Annotated in this window: 10 protein-coding genes and 1 pseudogene; 6 read left to right on the top strand and 5 right to left on the bottom strand. The window is 46.0% G+C overall.

Annotation, left to right across the window (positions count from 1 at the left end):
• The first annotated feature begins 52 nt into the window (after positions 1-52).
• From NIES593_RS15055 to NIES593_RS15040, 4 genes are all read left to right on the top strand, one after another.
• Positions 53-268 carry a YgaP family membrane protein gene (locus NIES593_RS15055; protein ID WP_073600355.1) on the top strand — a complete coding sequence of 72 codons (216 nt, stop codon included), beginning with the start codon at positions 53-55 and terminating at the stop codon, positions 266-268.
• Between the two features lie 21 nt (positions 269-289).
• Positions 290-823, top strand: coding sequence for a cytochrome b6-f complex iron-sulfur subunit (gene petC / locus NIES593_RS15050; RefSeq protein ID WP_073600354.1), 534 nt, complete (start codon positions 290-292; stop codon positions 821-823).
• Positions 824-887: 64 nt separating this feature from the next.
• Positions 888-1,268, top strand: a complete 381-nt coding sequence (locus tag NIES593_RS15045) for a rhodanese-like domain-containing protein (RefSeq protein WP_073600353.1) — start codon at positions 888-890, stop codon at positions 1,266-1,268.
• A 223-nt stretch (positions 1,269-1,491) separates the two neighbouring features.
• Positions 1,492-2,196 (top strand): class I SAM-dependent methyltransferase, encoded by a 705-nt coding sequence (locus tag NIES593_RS15040; protein WP_073600352.1) that lies wholly within the window; start codon positions 1,492-1,494, stop codon positions 2,194-2,196.
• A gap of 267 nt (positions 2,197-2,463) precedes the next feature.
• Here the strand turns inward: NIES593_RS15040 and NIES593_RS15035 are convergent, their stop codons facing one another.
• The 3 genes and pseudogenes from NIES593_RS15035 to NIES593_RS15025 all read right to left on the bottom strand — a co-directional run.
• Entirely contained in the window at positions 2,464-7,863 is a 5,400-nt protein-coding gene (locus NIES593_RS15035) for a DEAD/DEAH box helicase (protein ID WP_073600351.1), read from the bottom strand.
• On the bottom strand, positions 7,864-9,933 hold the full coding sequence (locus tag NIES593_RS15030; RefSeq protein ID WP_073600350.1) for a 3'-5' exonuclease: 2,070 nt from the start codon (positions 9,931-9,933) through the stop codon (positions 7,864-7,866). It lies immediately after the preceding gene.
• A gap of 177 nt (positions 9,934-10,110) precedes the next feature.
• Positions 10,111-10,410, bottom strand: a pseudogene (locus NIES593_RS15025) (Uma2 family endonuclease); the annotation flags it as partial.
• A 408-nt stretch (positions 10,411-10,818) separates the two neighbouring features.
• Here NIES593_RS15025 and NIES593_RS15020 point away from each other — a divergent pair.
• Complete coding sequence (locus NIES593_RS15020) at positions 10,819-11,085, top strand: UPF0175 family protein (protein ID WP_073600349.1); 267 nt, start codon at positions 10,819-10,821, stop codon at positions 11,083-11,085.
• The gene (locus tag NIES593_RS15015; protein ID WP_073600348.1) at positions 11,082-11,579 is read left to right on the top strand and encodes a PIN domain-containing protein; all 498 of its coding nucleotides are present in this window, start codon (positions 11,082-11,084) and stop codon (positions 11,577-11,579) included. The genes NIES593_RS15020 and NIES593_RS15015 overlap by 4 nt, the downstream gene beginning before the upstream one ends.
• Positions 11,580-11,653: 74 nt before the next feature.
• On the opposite strand, the gene NIES593_RS15010 is transcribed toward NIES593_RS15015, so the two are convergent.
• Positions 11,654-11,848: a hypothetical protein gene (locus NIES593_RS15010; RefSeq protein ID WP_175561148.1), complete on the bottom strand. Its 195-nt coding sequence runs from the start codon at positions 11,846-11,848 to the stop codon at positions 11,654-11,656.
• 340 nt (positions 11,849-12,188) lie between these two features.
• Positions 12,189-16,628 carry a DUF559 domain-containing protein gene (locus NIES593_RS23290; protein WP_217651924.1) on the bottom strand — a complete coding sequence of 1,480 codons (4,440 nt, stop codon included), beginning with the start codon at positions 16,626-16,628 and terminating at the stop codon, positions 12,189-12,191.
• Between the last annotated feature and the right edge of the window lie 9 nt (positions 16,629-16,637).

The raw sequence follows: 16,637 nt of genomic DNA, 5'->3' as shown, positions 1-16,637 counted from the left end.
TGCTATAAATAAAGAAGAGTAAAGAAGTTCGATCTACTCAAGGAGGAACGCCATGTTTAATAATGTTGGGACGATCGATCGCTTCATCCGCTTTGGTTTAGCAGGTACATTACTCTACCTCGGCTTGGGGGTTTATGGAGGTTCGGCATTGGGAATTGGATTAGCCATAATCTCGATTATTCCTGCCCTAACAGCCTTAATTGGAACTTGTCCGCTCTATAGCTTACTAGGCATTAATACCAAAAGCCAGCAACCCCAACAAAACTAAGTCAGCATTAGGAGATGAGCAATGGCAGAAAGTGTCCCACTCGAAAGCCCTTCAATGTCCAGACGGCAGTTACTCAACTTTCTCACAGGAGCTGCCGTCGCCGCCACAGCAACTGCGGCTCTCTATCCTGCCGCTAAATTCTTCGTCCCGCCAGCACAAGAGAGCGAAGATGGTTCGATACTGGCAAAAGATATTAACGGGAATCTGATTCCTGCCAGCCAGATTTTAGCCGAACCCCCTGGAACTCGCGCCTTAGTTGCGGGATTAGCTGGGGAACCCACTTATCTCACTGTTAGAGAAGACGGGACGCTGCATCCTTGGGGCATTGTCGATAACTGTACCCACTTGGGCTGTACCTTTCCTTGGAATCCTAACGAAAATCAATTTCAATGTCCCTGTCACGGTTCTCGCTATGACCCTGAAGGGAGAGTAGTACGCGGTCCCGCACCGCTTCCCCTTAAACTCGTGCGCGTTGCTGTGGAAACAGATTTCATTCGGATTTCTCCCTGGACAGAAATTGACCCCCGCACGGGACAAAAACCCTGGTGGGTTTAGTAGGGAAAATAGGGTCGGGTTCTAGTTAATTTCAATCTAAGCAATCTATTTCCAAGAGGTTTTTATGACATCTACTTCAGCTTCTGCGCGATCGCGCATTATTCACCTATCCCCGAAGGAATTTACTAAACTAACTAACCCGCCTCTGCTCATCGATGTCCGTAGCCGATGGGAATATGCCGCCGGTCATGCCCCCACTGCTCTCAATCTCAGCTTACCGCGCATCCTCTTGGGAACGATGCCTCTGTTTCGCCGTTGGCTGCTGCCCCAGTGGTTTCGAGATTTATCCAAAGAGCGAGCGGTTGCCGTCATCTGTTTAACCTCTCACCGCAGTCCCATTGCAGCTAACGCTCTAGTCAAAGCAGGTTTTAGCCAAGTGTTTAATATTACTGGCGGCATGATGGAATGGCAGCGATTGGGGCTAGAGACTCGCACGGGCAAGTAATTTCACCCATCTAAGAATTTATACCAATTTTCAGGTTTTCGCGATTGACATTCTTCTCCCCTCTCCCTATTTGGGAGAGGGGTTGGGGGTGAGGGCGATCGACCATCTCTGTCATTAATGAATGAAAAATGGTATTAGCTGTCGAATAGCCAAATAGTGACTGGCGATCGCGTTACTTAACCGTAGGAGTTAAACAAGTCAAGTAAAAACGGATAGTTTTTTTATGACATCGTACAGACAAACCACCCCAAACTGGTTAAAGCGCCTGTTTGCCTGGGGAATGGCAAAAGCAAACGCCGCAGACGACAGTAACATTCAACTGACTCATTGCGCCGACTATGCAAACATGGCACAACTCAAGCAGTCGCTCTTTGGCGATTTGCAAGGACGAGTTCTCGAAATCGGACCAGGAGCCGGAGCTAATCTTTCCTATTATCCGAGCGATATCCACTGGATAGGGATTGAGCCGAATCCCTTCATGCATCAGTATCTCAAACAAGAAGCCGAACGCCTTGGTTTGAAGAAGATTGAATTGCGCTTGGGTTGTGCCGAACAGCTAGATATGGAGGATAATAGCATCGATACTGTTGTCAGTACTCATGTCCTCTGCTCCGTCACCGATCTCGCGACTACTTTACAAGAAATTGGGCGGGTACTCAAACCGGGCGGTCGCTTTCTATTTATCGAACACGTTGCGGCTGAGTGCGGCACTTGGACGCGAAGGATTCAAGATGGAATCGAGCCTGTCTGGAAGTCAATATTCGACAATTGTCACCCCAACCGCGAAACTTGGCTAGCCTTGGAGAAGGCTGGTTTCGAGAGGGTTGACTATCAGGATTTTAATCTTTCTATTCCTATAGTCAGCCCTCATATCGCTGGAATAGCCAGGAAAAAATCCATTGTCGAAACCGTTGAAATGGTGCAATAGCTCCGAGAAATTTAATTATACCAATTCGCCGATGCTTCTCCACTTCGTGGGAGTCCGCGTCGGTTCGCAATTATCAGTTCGTAATTAGTCAGCCGCTCTGGGCGTAATACCAATTTTCAGGTTTTCGCGATCGACATTTTTCTCTCCTCTCCCTATTTGGGAGAGGGGTTGGGGGTGAGAGCGATCGACTATCTGTGTCATTAATGAATGAAAAATGATATGATACAAGTCACTTTTATTTTTACTAATTAGCGATCGCTATCAAAATTAATCAAGCCAGGTTTTTAGCTGTTCCAATTTAGAATGCCAATCCTCGTCATAGCGCAGAGAAATCACTTCATAGCCAAAATTCCAAGCTAAATTTTCTCTCTCGGTGCGATCGCGCTCTCGTCGTTCGCTACTATCGTGAACCGACCCATCGCAGAAAAGGGCGATTTTAGCAGTTTTATAGAGAAAATCGGGCTTGCAATTGGCTTGGGGGAGCAATTCTTGGGCAGAGTCTGGTAACTTAATTCCTCGCTTGTAGATCTCCTCCAAGACAACTCGTTCAAACTCAGAATTGGGATCGGTTTGTTGTAGCAATCGCTGGTAATGCTCTTCAGACTCTCGATGCAGAGTACTTGTACGCAACTGTTCGAGGAACTTACTAATCAAAGAGCGGTTGAGACGGGGATGGTCGGATTGATTTTGGTAAGATAGCAAGCATTCATAGCAAGCTTGAATGCAACTATCTTTCGGCTGCTCGAAATGGCAGATCTCTAATGCCTCTCGAGCTAATTTTTGAAACGCTTGAGGGTCAGTTAAAATCTGAGCAAGAACCCCAGCTCCACCTTCAGCAGCTTCCCAGAATAAGAGATATTTGCCTTCACCCAAACGTTCTGAGGCTAACTCGTTAGTTTCGAGCTTGTAAACAGCTTGGATGGCTCTTTCTAGAGCGAACTGGAATGTCGCCAGAAAATCCTCTACGTTAGTCTCCGGCAAGTTAAGTGCTTCAACTTCAACGACTAAGATATTGCAGGTATCGGATACCATCAAATGAACGTCAGTGTGCAGGTGTTCTGGTGTTTGAGAATTTTGGTTGTCTCCCCAGATTCCAGTTGCGGTATCGAGTTTAAATCCCCGTTCTTTGGAATGTCGCCATCCTTGGTTGATTCGCCAGATCTTAGCCGTTTCCCCATAACTGAGGCGTAGAAGGGGCATTCCCGAAGCTGCGGTAACGGTAGCCTCTTCCTGTTTCCGTTCGTCGTAGCGGAAATGGGTAGTAACGCGATAGCCATATTTAAGCCGTTCTTCTTCGTCGCAAGTAATTCTCTCGCGCCTGCGGGCGATCGCCGTTTCCATTTCCAAAAGACGAGTTAGAATAGCCGGATTGCCATTGGGAGCTGCGGTTATCTTTTTACCACAATTTTCACAGGTGTCTCGGTGCGATCGCTCTCCGTCGTGGAAGTAACCGCAGTTATGGCAAAGACTCACTCGCTGGTAATCAATGCCTTTAACCGAAACGCGAGTTTTAGCAATCTGAAACTTATTTCCTTCATAGTAAACGATATTGGCGGGAGCAAATTCTCGAATGGCAACAATGCGAGGACGGGAGAGAAATTCGCCTCCCTCGCCTGCCGGAATATACGTTCTCACCGGCAGGCGAGGGAAGTTAAAGCCGGGAAGGAAACCTTCAGAAGCAAAATAACGGTAGGGATAAAACTCAAACTCGCTCGTGCTGCGGTTGCGATCGTTGTGACCGACTAAAAGATCGATTTGCCGTTGAGCTTCTCGTTGTAAAGTTTTTGCTTTCTCTCGTTCTTCCATCGTAGCAGCCCCCCTGGCAGCACGGTCGATCGCGTCTCTGGCTTGTTCGAGTTGACGAGTTGCATCGCTATAAAGCCTGCGCCAGCGATCGCAAGCTCGATCGAAAGCATTTACCGCGTTTTTTAGCACGGATTTTAGCCAGTCTTCGCTATACCAAGCAGTCCGTTTGAGGTCTTCAAGACAGAAAGGATCGCTTAAGATGGTTTGGGCATCGCGAAGACAGTTTTCTAGAATTTGGGGACTTCGAGTTAGAGTCGCTCTGAGATCGTCCTTCAGGGGATATCCTTCTTTATCCAAATCCAAAATTTGGTTCATCGATTCCCCTAAATCGGCACCAGTATGGGACAACCATAACGAGTAAATTTGAGATTTAATTAAATCTGGGTTCGCCAGTTCCAGTTTTGGCGGAACGACTACTCCGGCTACCATTTGTTCGGGACGCTTGTAAAAATATTGGTCGTGTCCGCTACCTGCCGAAGCATAGGTAATCACCAATGCTGGTTGACCGCCTCGTCCCGCCCGACCGCTACGTTGGGCATAATTGGCAGGAGAAGGCGGAACGTTTCGCAGATGCACCGCGCACAGATCGGAAATATCAATTCCCAATTCCATCGTAGGGGAGCAGAATAAAGCGGCTAGCCGTCCCTCTCTAAACTCGTTTTCTCGCTCTTGGCGATTTTGATTGTTGACTTGTCCGGTGTGTTCTCGCCCTTCCATTGTCTCGATCGCTCGGGCATTGCGATCGTAAACAGTTTGGAAGAATTGGTTCGCCTCTTGATAAGCTTCTTCACTGCCAGAAAGGCGCTTAGTCGTTAAGGGGTCGGTGGGAATTTTATCGACTTTTTGAGCTTTCCAAACCATCGAATCGATTCGCAACTGAACCTGCATTCCATTTTGTTTGAGATAGCCGCAGTCGGTTAGCACTCGGACGAGAGATTGAATTAAGCGATCGTATTCGGGTTCGCCGAGGGGTTCGGTCAGCCAAGACCACGCGCGATCGCTTCGCAAAAAACGTCCGATTTTGCTTTGAAGGGTGAGTTTGATGGTTCCTTTATCGCGATCGCTACTACTGCTTAAAGTAGCCCATTTTGCCTGGTGCAGTAATTCGTTCGCGTCGAATTTCCAGGGATCTCTGAGTGCTTGAATAACTTCTCGTTTTAATTCTTTTATCTTTTCCGGTTGCAGGAGTTCGGCATCGAGTGCCAATTCTTTTCGCAGTTGGTCTAAGAGGATTTTGGCGACTTTAAATCTTTCTTCGGGAGTGGCTCGAAGCAAAATTGAATTGGGGTGTTTCTGCCACGGAGTAATATCTCGACAGATGTTTTCCAATCCTTCATAGGCGATCGCGAGTAACCCGCATTGTTCTAAATTGGGTTGGACGATGCGCCAACCGCGCCGCAAGTCTTCATAGAGGCGGTATTCGATTAAATGCTCGAAGGCTTCTTCATTGCGCTTCTTGCCATAGCCAAAATCCGCTGGCTGTTGGGCATATGCTTCTTGGGATAGTCCCATTTGTCTGACGACGGCAGCGACTAATTCTTTGTGGGTGAGTTGTCGAGATGCTTGTAATGCCGCATTAAGGGAAGCCCTCAAAAAACTGGTTTGGACAAAATCGTTGAAGTGTCCTGCTTGTAGGGAAGCATCTTGACGGTTGTCGGTAAAGCTGAGAATCTTAGCAGCCTTTGCATCGACGGCAGAGCAGGATTTGAGGTGGTTAACGGCAGACAGGGACAATAGTGTCGTAGCAGTACTGCGTCCTTCGCTGCTGAGGCGAGAGAGTTTGCGATATTCTCTAGTTTTCTTATCGTAGACAATGCCGCAGTTGAGACAAGTCAAAAAGGGTTTTGGAATGAACCAACACTGAGTAGCATTGCGATCGATTAAGGAGGTGGCAACTACTCCATTGGGATAAATGTGGAGTTTTCTAGGAATAAATGAGGCGTATTCTCGTTTGGCAACTCGTCCAGAACGAACGGTTTCCCTGAACCAGTTATCCGGTAGGCGGTCTGTGTCGCGCTCGTCCCACAAGTCCGGTTCGTCTAGCGTTAGGTATCCCTCCTCAATGTCTTCCACATCGACATCGCTATCGAGGGCAGTCGGCAGCAATGGGGTGACTTGATTGTTTTGGGAATCGTAGCGAACGACATAATAATCTTGACCGCATTCGCGACAGAAGGCAAGGGGATAAAGGAGGCGATCGCCTGTGGTTTTATATTGTCCCTCTAAAGTGAGAAATCGCTTGTCTTTGTCTTCTAGGGTGGCGTAGACGCTCCCGCCTTGGGAAATGAACTGATGCAGTCTAAAGGGCAGTCCTTTGGTTTTGCTGCCCCAGATCAACATTTTTTTGAGAGTATCGACACAGGTTTCGATGGGAATTTGAGTGAGTTGGGACAGTTGTCGCGCCCCTTCATTTAAGGAAATTGGCGTTCGGCGGACTAAACGATCCCCTTCTTGGGCTAGTCCAAAATTCATCTCGATCCAAGCACTCAGGGGATGCCGTTGGAACGCTTCTAAGGTCTGTTCTTTAACGGGTGGCAATCCGGCTTCAAGACAAGAGCGCAGTTCGGTAGGATCGGGATAGGGACGCGCGATCGCTTTTTCTAATGTCTCGTCAATAACATTTTCTGCTTTGACTTCAGTGCCAAATAATTTACTGGCGACGTTAGCAACGGTTTGACGGCGACTGGTGCGATCGCCTTTGGTTGACATGGTAGCAGACGTACCGATGCATAACAATTCGCAATTATTCATGTTAACTGCGAATTGCGAACTCGCCCGCAGGTCGCTGCGCGACGAGGACGAATGAATTGCCAATTGTCTTCGCTGGCGCAGTTTGCGAATGACGATCGCGACATCAGCCCCTTGACGACCTCGATAGGTATGAAGTTCGTCGAGGACGAGGAATTTTAGATTGGGCGATGCAACTAACTTATCTTCGTGGACGCGGGTAAGCATCAATTCCAGCATCACGTAGTTAGTCAGCAGAATGTGAGGCGGATTGTTTTGAATTTCGGTTTTTCGTTGGAGAGATTCCTGTCCGGTGTATTTTTCGACTCGAATGTGGCAGTTAGGAACTCGGCTGAGAAATTTCTTGAATTCCTCTTCTTGGGAATTAATGAGGGCGTTCATGGGGTAAACCAAGATTGCCCTCACGTCTTTGAGGTTTGGGTTTCGCAGCAAATCGTCAATGATGGGAACGACGTAACTCAAGCTTTTGCCCGAACCCGTTCCTGTGGTTAGTACATAAGGTTGATTCTGTCGGGCGCAGCGAAAGGCACTTTCTTGGTGATGATAGAAATTAAAATTGGGGAAATAAGAGCGGCAATCGGGATGCAGGATGCCTTCAGAAACGAGAGTATCGATATCGGCACTGCGTTTGTAGGCGGGATTGATTTGGATGAGGGGATCTTTCCACAGTTGTCCTTGGTCGAGTTCGCTAGTGACAAACTCTCTGACTTGGCGATCGCGAATTTTGAGAAAACTTTCGAGGTAGCGGCGGTAGTCGCTAATTACTTCGTCTCGGAGGTTGAATATATCTAGCGTATCGCTTTTGGCTTCGGCTTTTTTCTCTTGAGGGTGAATGCTTGCTTGGTGTTTTTCTCTTCCCAAACGGCGATCGATCCAATCGACCAGTTGTTGGGCAAGGGACTCGCTGACGGTATCGGGGTCGATAATGTCTCCGAACTTGTCAAAATCCCAATCTTGGGGAATGGCAGAAAATAAAGCCTCAAGCTGTCCGTTACTGAGAGATTCCACTCCTTGACAGTCGAGTTTAGCTATTCCCATTCCCATGAGAGTGCTAGTCGCCGCGATCGCTTTTTCGTCTTGTTCGAGTAAATCTTGCAACCTAAAAACTGTCATTTACTTCCTATCTCCCTTTGTTCGAGCCAATTGCCAATAATTTTCGTCGAGATGTTCTAAAAACTGACAACTCGTTTTCGTCCCAGAAACCATCAAAGCGCGCATGGCGCGAGAACAACCGACGTAGAAGAGACGGCGCTGGGCATTGAGCGCGATCGCGATTTCTTGGGGCGGCAGATTTTCTTCTATTTGTGGAAATGTACTTTCCGATAGTCCGACGACGACAAAAGGAAATTCCAACCCTTTCGCCGAATGTAGCGTCATTGTCTTAATATAAGGCGCTCTCAGGTCGATTTCCTTGCTGCCGACAAACTTGGCTTTGAGTCCTAGCTGGTCTAGTCTTTGGGCATATTGTTTTGCCCCTTGAATACTGGGACATAGAATCGCGCTACCGTGTAGGGGCAAGCGATATTTTTTGGCGCAGGTAATAAAAAAGTCGCGAATTCTCAAGATTTCTTCTCGTTCGTCCTCTCCTTGCCACACTAAAGGCAAATCGCCGTGGTGGGGCGAGGGATATTGACGAATGCAGTCTTCATCTCCCGCTTCCGTACCTGCTAGGATTTGAGCGCAGGCAGCGCTAATCTGTTGGGTGTTGCGATAGTTGCGTTTGAGTAAGAGAGTGCGTCCGGCAACTTTCAAGTCGGCGTGGATTTGCTTCCAGCTAAACCCTTTTTGATAAAGGGATTGAGAAGCGTCAGCCGTCAAATATACGCTATCAACCGAGGGGATTAGAGATAAAAGAAATCGCAAGGCAACGGGAGAGAGATCTTGCGCCTCATCGACAATGACGGCTTGGTAAGGCGGTGTAAAATCGGAACGGGAGACGACCGCCAAAGCTTTTCGACGCAGTTGTTCCCAAGTCAGCGTGCCGTTTTTTTCCATCAAATCAGTCCAGGTTTGATAGACTGCCCAAATGGCTTCGCGGAGGTTGGCTTTGAGTGGAATGCCCCGTCCGTTGCGAGAGGTATTTTGATAATCTTCTAAACTGTTAAGCCCTCTCGATTCGATAATTTCTAAAATTTCTTGCAGGAGATAAGTAAGTCCTAATTTTTCTAAACTTTGGCGGCGAACTTGCCGATCGAAAACGTTTCTAGCGGGAAGTTCTGCGGTTTTGAGCGCGATCGCCAAACAATCCAAACATTGCTCTTCGCTGGCAAAACCCGTCTTTCCATAGTTTTTATAAACGAGCGAATCAACCGTCGTTACTGTTACGCCCATTGCTTCGGGAGAGTTTCCCAACAGTTGTTCGAGAAGTTGTTGGGAATAGGTCACCAGGGCTTTGGTGTAGGTGGTAAAGAGAATGGGTTTTACTCCCCATTCCAATAAGGTTTTCACTCGATAGAGGGCGAGGGTAGATTTTCCCGTGCCGGGACCGCCTTTGACGAGAGTAGAACCTTTACTACCAAAAGAGAGCAATTTCTCCTGTTCGGGGTCGAGTTTGAGCAGAAAAGCGCTGATATCGCCATTGAAAAAGCGATCGAGGTCTTCGGGTTGTGCCAGGAGATATTCGGGTTGATTTTCAATCTCTTCAATAGGGCGGGGAAAGAGATTGTCGAGGATGCGACTGAGAATTTTGTCGGGAATGGCTAAAGCAATTAAATCGTCTTCAGTTTTGACTTGGCATAAATCGTCCCAATGCTGTTGGGGTATTTGCCATTGTTGAAGTTGCTCTTGGGTCAAAATAAAGGGAAGAGGACGACTGGCGATTGGCGAGCTAGTTGGGATAGAGTTGGAAGCAGTAGAATCTTCCCAGTTTTCGATCGCACGAGGAGAGACAATGGGAAGATCGAAGGCGGGAACTTCAGTTTCATAGGTGCGATCGTCCCGCTTGCGAATGCTTAACAGCTTAATCCAACCATCTCCAAAGCTGTAAAAAAGCCGATAGTCACCCAAACGAACGCGATAGACGTTTTGTTTGTATCCTTTAAGTTTTTTCGCGTCCCCTTGGGCAGAAATTGGGTCTTTTTCGAGAATTTTGATTTTTCCTGCCACTTTTTTGCTAATGGCGTGGGGCAGGTTGAGTAGTTCGTTGAGAAAGGTATCAGTAACCGATACAGCCCAGACTGTCATGTCGCTTCGCTCCAATTTGCAATTCGCAATTCACAATTCGCAATTCACAATTCGCAATTCACAACCGTCCTGTACGGAGCGAAGGGAGTAGGAGTGGCGAATTAAAGATTGTTCTGGTCATGATAGGGAAAACTCAAACGCTAATGTAGTTTTAGTGTTCCCAAGAGATTTGAAAAACTACCAGATGGCTTGCAAATTTAGGACAAAACCGGGCAGGACATTTTCCCTCGATAGGGTAGCGGGATTGTCTAAAATCTCTTTATCTTGTCCGGCACGGTAGATTTCTACTTGTCTGTCTTGCGGATTAATCAACCATCCCAAACGAGTGCCGTTATCGATATATTCAACCATCTTTTCCTGTAGCGTTTTTAGGGCATCGTTGGGAGAACGCAATTGAATAACAAAATCGGGACAGAAGGGCAAAAATTTTTCCTGCTCTTGTGGAGTTAGGTTATTCCATTTTGTTAGTGGGATCCAAATTGTTCGTCGCTAAGTCGAGCTGTAGGTGGAAAATATAAAGTTATTGCTGTCATATTTTTTTCTACCCTCGATTAGCAAGTCGAGTGAGTCAAACCAATTCGCAATTACCAGTTCGCAATTCGCAATTACACAATCAGTGGGGACTTGAAACCCATTAATTAACAATTATCTAATTAGATGTTCGCGAATTTTAATTGCCAACTCGCCCGCACGTAGCGCAGCGAGGAGAACGAGCGAATTGCGAATGACAATTGTTTGGTCAAATAGTTGACTGATTTTGATATTCTAACGAAAAGTCAGCGATTTCAAGCGCTGCCTCATATTTAAATTCGTTTTCATACGACTCAATGAGAGCGATCGCGATTCTAAAATAGATAGCAGAAAGTAGAACGGAACTGATAAACGATGCAAATCACAATTGACATTCCAGAAGAATTAGCCGATCTTCTCGAACTGAAGTGGGGGAATTTATCGCAACGAACGCTAGAGGCATTAGCTGTCGAAGGTTATCGTCGAGGGGTGATGACGCGGGGACAGGTAAGACAAATGCTAAATTTATCTTCTTTTTATGAAGTTGAGCAATTTCTCAAGGAAAGAGGAGCCAATTTACACTATGATGAAACCGATTTAGAACAAGATATTCAAGTTATTAACGAGTTAACGTCCAATTGATTGTTGTTTCTAACACATCCCCTATTTGTTACCTAGTGCTAATTGATGCCATCAATGTGCTACCTCAATTGTACGGTCAAGTAATTATTCCTCAAGCAGTTTGCTCGGAACTTGCTGCATCAGGTTCACCACTTATATTGCAAGAATGGATAGCAAATCCTCCCCCTTGGCTAATAATTCAAGCAGTAGATCTAGTCGAAGATGATTCGCTTTTGACCTTGGATCTCGGCGAACGCAATGCTATTTTCTTGGCAGAGAGATTAAAAGCTAATTTGATTATTTTGGACGAGCAAGAAGCCCGAAGAATAGCCATCGATAGAGGCTTAAAGGTAATTGGTTTACTTGGTGTTTTTTATCAAGCTGCTATCAGAGATTTAATAGATCTGGCAGAGTCTCTTGAACGTCTCAAACAAACTAATTTTCGAGCTTCGTCTAGTCTTTTTAATTCACTTTTAGCTCGTTATCAGAATGAACTTAATAATCGCAATCGTTAAATTTTGTGATTTTGATAATTGCTAATACTATTGAAATAAGTCATTTAAATGATTGTTTTTACCTGAAAATTAGTCTAGGCAGATAAGTTTTTATCCCGTTTTGAAATATTATTAAATCTCGATACTCTGACTTTAGAATCGGTTTTCAATCCCGTTGCTGCAAATTCTGAGTTGGTGGATGCGATCGCAAATTCTTCTGCGCTTAAGTTAGCGACATTTTGAGAAGAAATAAAACATACTGTAACATCATTCCCCTGGTTGAGTGACAAAACTCAAATCGCCCTCACCCCAACCCCTCTCCCAGAGCGGGAGAGTGGCTCTCAACTTAAGACTTTTGTCTGAAGTCCCTTCGCCCCTTGTGGGAGAAGGGATTTAGGGATGAGGGGACAAAGATTGGTCAGTCAACCAGGTTTATGTGATTAATCTTCTCACTCGGCACTTTTTCTGAAGGCTTATCGGTTAAAGCGATCGCTACTTTATATACAGCAATCCTAAATCAGTTGTAATATTTCTGCCTCCCCTCTCTCTTAACTCCCTCTCCTGTGGGAGAGGGTTGGGGTGAGGGCAACTCGCCAATCAAATGGGATTGCTATATAGTAACTTCGATATTTACTTTCCCATCATATCCCATGCCGCCAAGACTAATCTTTGCGTCCGATATTCCCCATATTTCTTCATCTCATTATTCTTCAAAACCCGAAAAGTTTCGCTCTTGAAATCTTCGCCATAAACATCCGCAGGATCGAGAATATATCGCAACTCATCGCGAGTGAGTCCGTAAAGTTTAGCGTATTTTGCATCGAGTTCGGCGCGGAGAATAGCGCGGCGGTTTTCGTCCCATTTAAAAGGTTCTCCCTCGTATCCCATATCTAAGGCGAATGGTTGCATATCCCATGAAGTGTAAACCAGTTCGAGGACTCGACTGCTGATATATTCAATGTCTTCTTTTGTGTAGGCTTCTGGGGGAATGACGGGGAGTTGTTTGACGATGAAACAACTCATGTTAGTTCCACCAATTTTTTGTCTTGCTACAAAGTCAAAAATTAAATTATTAAGATTAGCAAGTAAGCATGATGTAAGAGAATAATACTTTTTATCTATGAAAAATATTGGTGCTTTATTTCCAACAGCCACTCTAGGCAATAAACTAAAAATAGCTGTACGTACATTAGTTGAGCGACAAATATCTCTCCATCCAAGCAACCACTTTTTATTCCACTTGCCAGCTAACTTATTTTCTACTTCAGTACGACTCACCCAATAACGAGGTTGAACTTGATAATTTGGATCGTTTTTCTCTTCATCCATCACATCGCGAGTATCGCCGTTATTTGTATAAGTTGCCCAACGATGGTCAAACTGATGAAATAGCTTCGCCTCATACAAGGGAACTAGACCCTCACCCCGTCCTGTCGGACACCCCTCTCCCATTGGGAGAGGGGAAGGGGGTGAGGAAACAAACAACCCACTATCATTTGCCATATCAAACATCCGCATAAATGAAATACCCCAAGGATTCTTACCTGTTTTCTCGTTTTCTAAAACAGGTACGCGCTGATAGATTTTCTTGGTTAATTCTGCATCTGCACGAGTGCGAAAAACGGGACAAGTTAAGGTATTGGGATTCATTAAAGCTATGTCTTGAGGCGCTAATTGGACAACTCGCGCTGCATTATCGATTTGTTTGGGTTGCGTGAGAAAGAAAGAAAAGTTAGCTTGTTGAATGGGTTTATTACTCATTGCCAGTAAAGAGAATTTATAGCTACGAGCTACAGCAGCAAATATTGCTTCTCGATTCTCAAAATCATATAAACTAGCCAAGTTTTGCTTTTGAGTGAGATCGCCAAAAAATTTCTTGCAAGTATCATCTGTCGCAATCCCTGTAGGTACAATAATTCCTACTCTTCCATGAGATGAAATAATCTTTCTCGTCGTCTCCGCAAACACTGCATAAGTATTAATATCTCCCACCGCAGTTAAAGGAAATCTCGCCGACTCGCGAATAAACTTACTCTGTGCATCAGCATCGTGTTTTGTTTCTTCAAATGCTTGTAATAACTCAGGATTCTTGTGCGATAACTGTTTAATTAATTTCTCTCTTGCTGCTTTATTGGCTGCATTAGCTATTTCAGCATCTCTGGAGGCAAAAAACTCTTTTTCCTGTAACTTAATCCTCTCCCAAGGCGGATTACCTAAAACACAGTCAAAACCCCTCTCCCCTTTCCCCTCTCCCACGGGGAGAGGGGTGTCCGATAGGACGGGGTGAGGGCAAAACACTTCGGGAAACTCCAAACACCAATGGAAAAAGCGCTTTTCTTCCGCTAACTTATTCGCCGCATCGACAATTTTTTGTGTTGACGAACTACCTCGTAAAAGTTGATTCAATGCTTCCGTTGTCGGTAACAACTGTAATTTCTGTTCGGTTAACGGCATAAAAAATGCAGCCGTCCACAAATTACAAGCCGAATAATCGCGCCACCATTTCGTATTTTGCCGATTCTCTCTGTATTTCGCCTCTTTGCGTTTCACTTCTATGGGTGTCGTTTCTTCCAAGTTTTCTAACTCTTGCCACTGCTGTGCATAGTTAGTGCGATCTACATTTTCAAACAGCGATAATTGGTTGAGATTTTCCCTCTCTTTCTTATTGCGCTTCTTGATCTGCGATGCCAAAGCTTTTTCATCTCCCGTCACTGGGTTAAATGCCGTATCTGGTATTCCTTCATCGAGACAGGAAATATCCAACACGCCAACGAGGGAGTTACCGCATTTGATTCGGTGGTCGAGGAAACTCAGGGGCAATCCCTTACAGAATCCCTCAATCCACAACGCCACCTTGCACAGATCCACCGCCAAGGGATTAAAATCGACTCCATAGATGCAGTGTTGAATGACATCTCGAATCGCCTGACGTAGAGGTTCTGGGGCAGGTTGCGCCTCTCCAGTCCGAATGCGGGCTAATTCCTTGCCAATGCGTCTTGCTGCGGCTAAAAGGAAATGTCCCGAACCGCAAGCGGGATCGCAGATTTTGAGGGATAAGAGGGCGGCTTCTTGTGCTTGTCTGATTGCGCCCTCACCCCCTTCCCCTCTCCCAGAGGGCGAGGGGTGTGAAAAGGTATTGCGGATGGTAGATAGTACAGTCGCGAGATCGGTTTCTACTTGTTCGCTGCTGACTCTTACAAAACGTAAGTCTAAAGATTCAAGAAGTTCTTGACGCTGACGATCTAACTCTTTTTGCGACTCGTGTACTCCTCCATCAACTTCGACGATTAAGCGTTCTGCATGGCAGAAAAAGTCAACAATAAAAGTACCAATAGGATGCTGCCGTCGAAACTTTCGGTTATCTAACTTTCTGTTCCGCAAAGCTTCCCACAAGATTGCTTCGCTTTTAGTCGGTTTCTTGCGAAACTGCTGGGCAATTTCCTGCATCTTTTTCTGCAAGGATTGAGAAACTTCCCACTTAACTTGCTCATCCTCTAATTCCTCTCTTCCAGTAGTCAGTTCCCCTCTTCCGGTTAGTTCCTCTCTTCCAGTCAGTTCCCCTCTCCCTGTGGGAGAGGGGTTAGGGGTGAGGGCATTCCGAACACTCTTCAGCTTCTCCTCAATGACGGGTTCTAACGCCGATTTAATCAACTGCGCGACCAACTCTGGCGGTGTATAATAAGAACCCGTCGTCTTGCGATCGCTTCCTGCAACTAACTTAAATTCATAAATCCCCTCGTGCCGCACGATTTGAGGATGGAATTCTAGCAGACTCTCATAAACGCTGCCCAACTCTTCTACATCCAACGCACCGTAATTGACGCGGCGTAACTGTCCCTTTTGTTCGTATAAAGATAGTTCCCGAATGGCACGCAGCAGATCGTAGTTATCGATTGCATAACCATCTAACGTTTGCAGTACTTTAGAACCGAATAAATCTCCATTTAACGGAGATAGCCCCAACAATTCCCCGCGCCAATTCTCGTCAAACAAGCTAAAAGTCACCCGCAACCCCTGCCAGATATCCTGAAATCCCTCTCGTCGATAGCTGGGGCGTTCGGCTAAATTTCTCAGTCGTTCGATGCTGTAATATTCGGTGTAAATCCGCGCCTTCTCTTCGTCATCTCCGATTAATAAAATCTGACGCGACTCTGCCACCATCAGGAATAAGAGGCGATAGATGAGCAGAAGTAACTGACGATAAAAATCCGCCGCCGTTAATTGTTTCCCTTCTTCAATTGCGAATTGCTCTCGTAATGATTGATTGCTTGGATGCTGGAGAAATCCCGTTCCCAACAAAATTAAGGCTTTCTCGACTCCATCGCGCAGGCGATCGCGTACCCGTCCCCCGTGCTGAATGGCTTCTTGATGATAGAATTCCAATAAGCACTTGTCGGCATCATCTACTCCTTCTGGCAGGCGAGAACGGTGGAATAGGCGGTAGAATAAGCAAAATTCAGCAAAATTTTCTCCTTCAAGAATCTGTTCCAGATCGAACTCTATATAAGTCAAGCGCGTCATCAGGGAAGAATCTCGCAGCAACCGCCAGCGCAAACCATTAGTCACAATGCCCCAGAGGTGTTCGGTGCGGTTGAGATATTCCTGCATCAGCGCGTGTGCGGATAGTCGCGGATTGCCCGATGGAGGACGTTCTTCTAACTTCAACCGAGAACCGATAATATGGACTGGCGGAAACGATTCGCAATTGGCAGCGGGCAATTCGCAATTGTTGGATTTACTACAGGCACGATAGGATATGGCGTAAGTTTGCCCGTCTACTATCTCAGCTTTTGCCTGGTAAACCGGATGGTAGCCCAACAGTTCCAACAAAGGCACTGCCCAATATTCCCTTGTCAGGCTAGTAGCCGCATCGCCGTCTTCGAGTCGCGATAATCGTCTCTTAAAAGCTGCCCAATATGCTTTGGCATCGCCCCAGGCACGGGCGATCTCGTCTTCTAACTTATCGGTTTTCTTTAAACCAAAGTCTGTTGGGGATTGTCCTTTAAAATCACCAGAAGACAAATCCTCAGTCAAATCGGCAGCAATTAAATTTCCTTCGATATAAAGCATAACGATCTG

This window comes from Hydrococcus rivularis NIES-593 (assembly GCF_001904635.1).
Lineage (GTDB): Bacteria > Cyanobacteriota > Cyanobacteriia > Cyanobacteriales > Microcystaceae > Hydrococcus > Hydrococcus rivularis.
The sequence above is the reverse complement of the archived record's forward strand: the minus strand, read 5'-3'. Positions and strand labels throughout refer to the sequence as shown.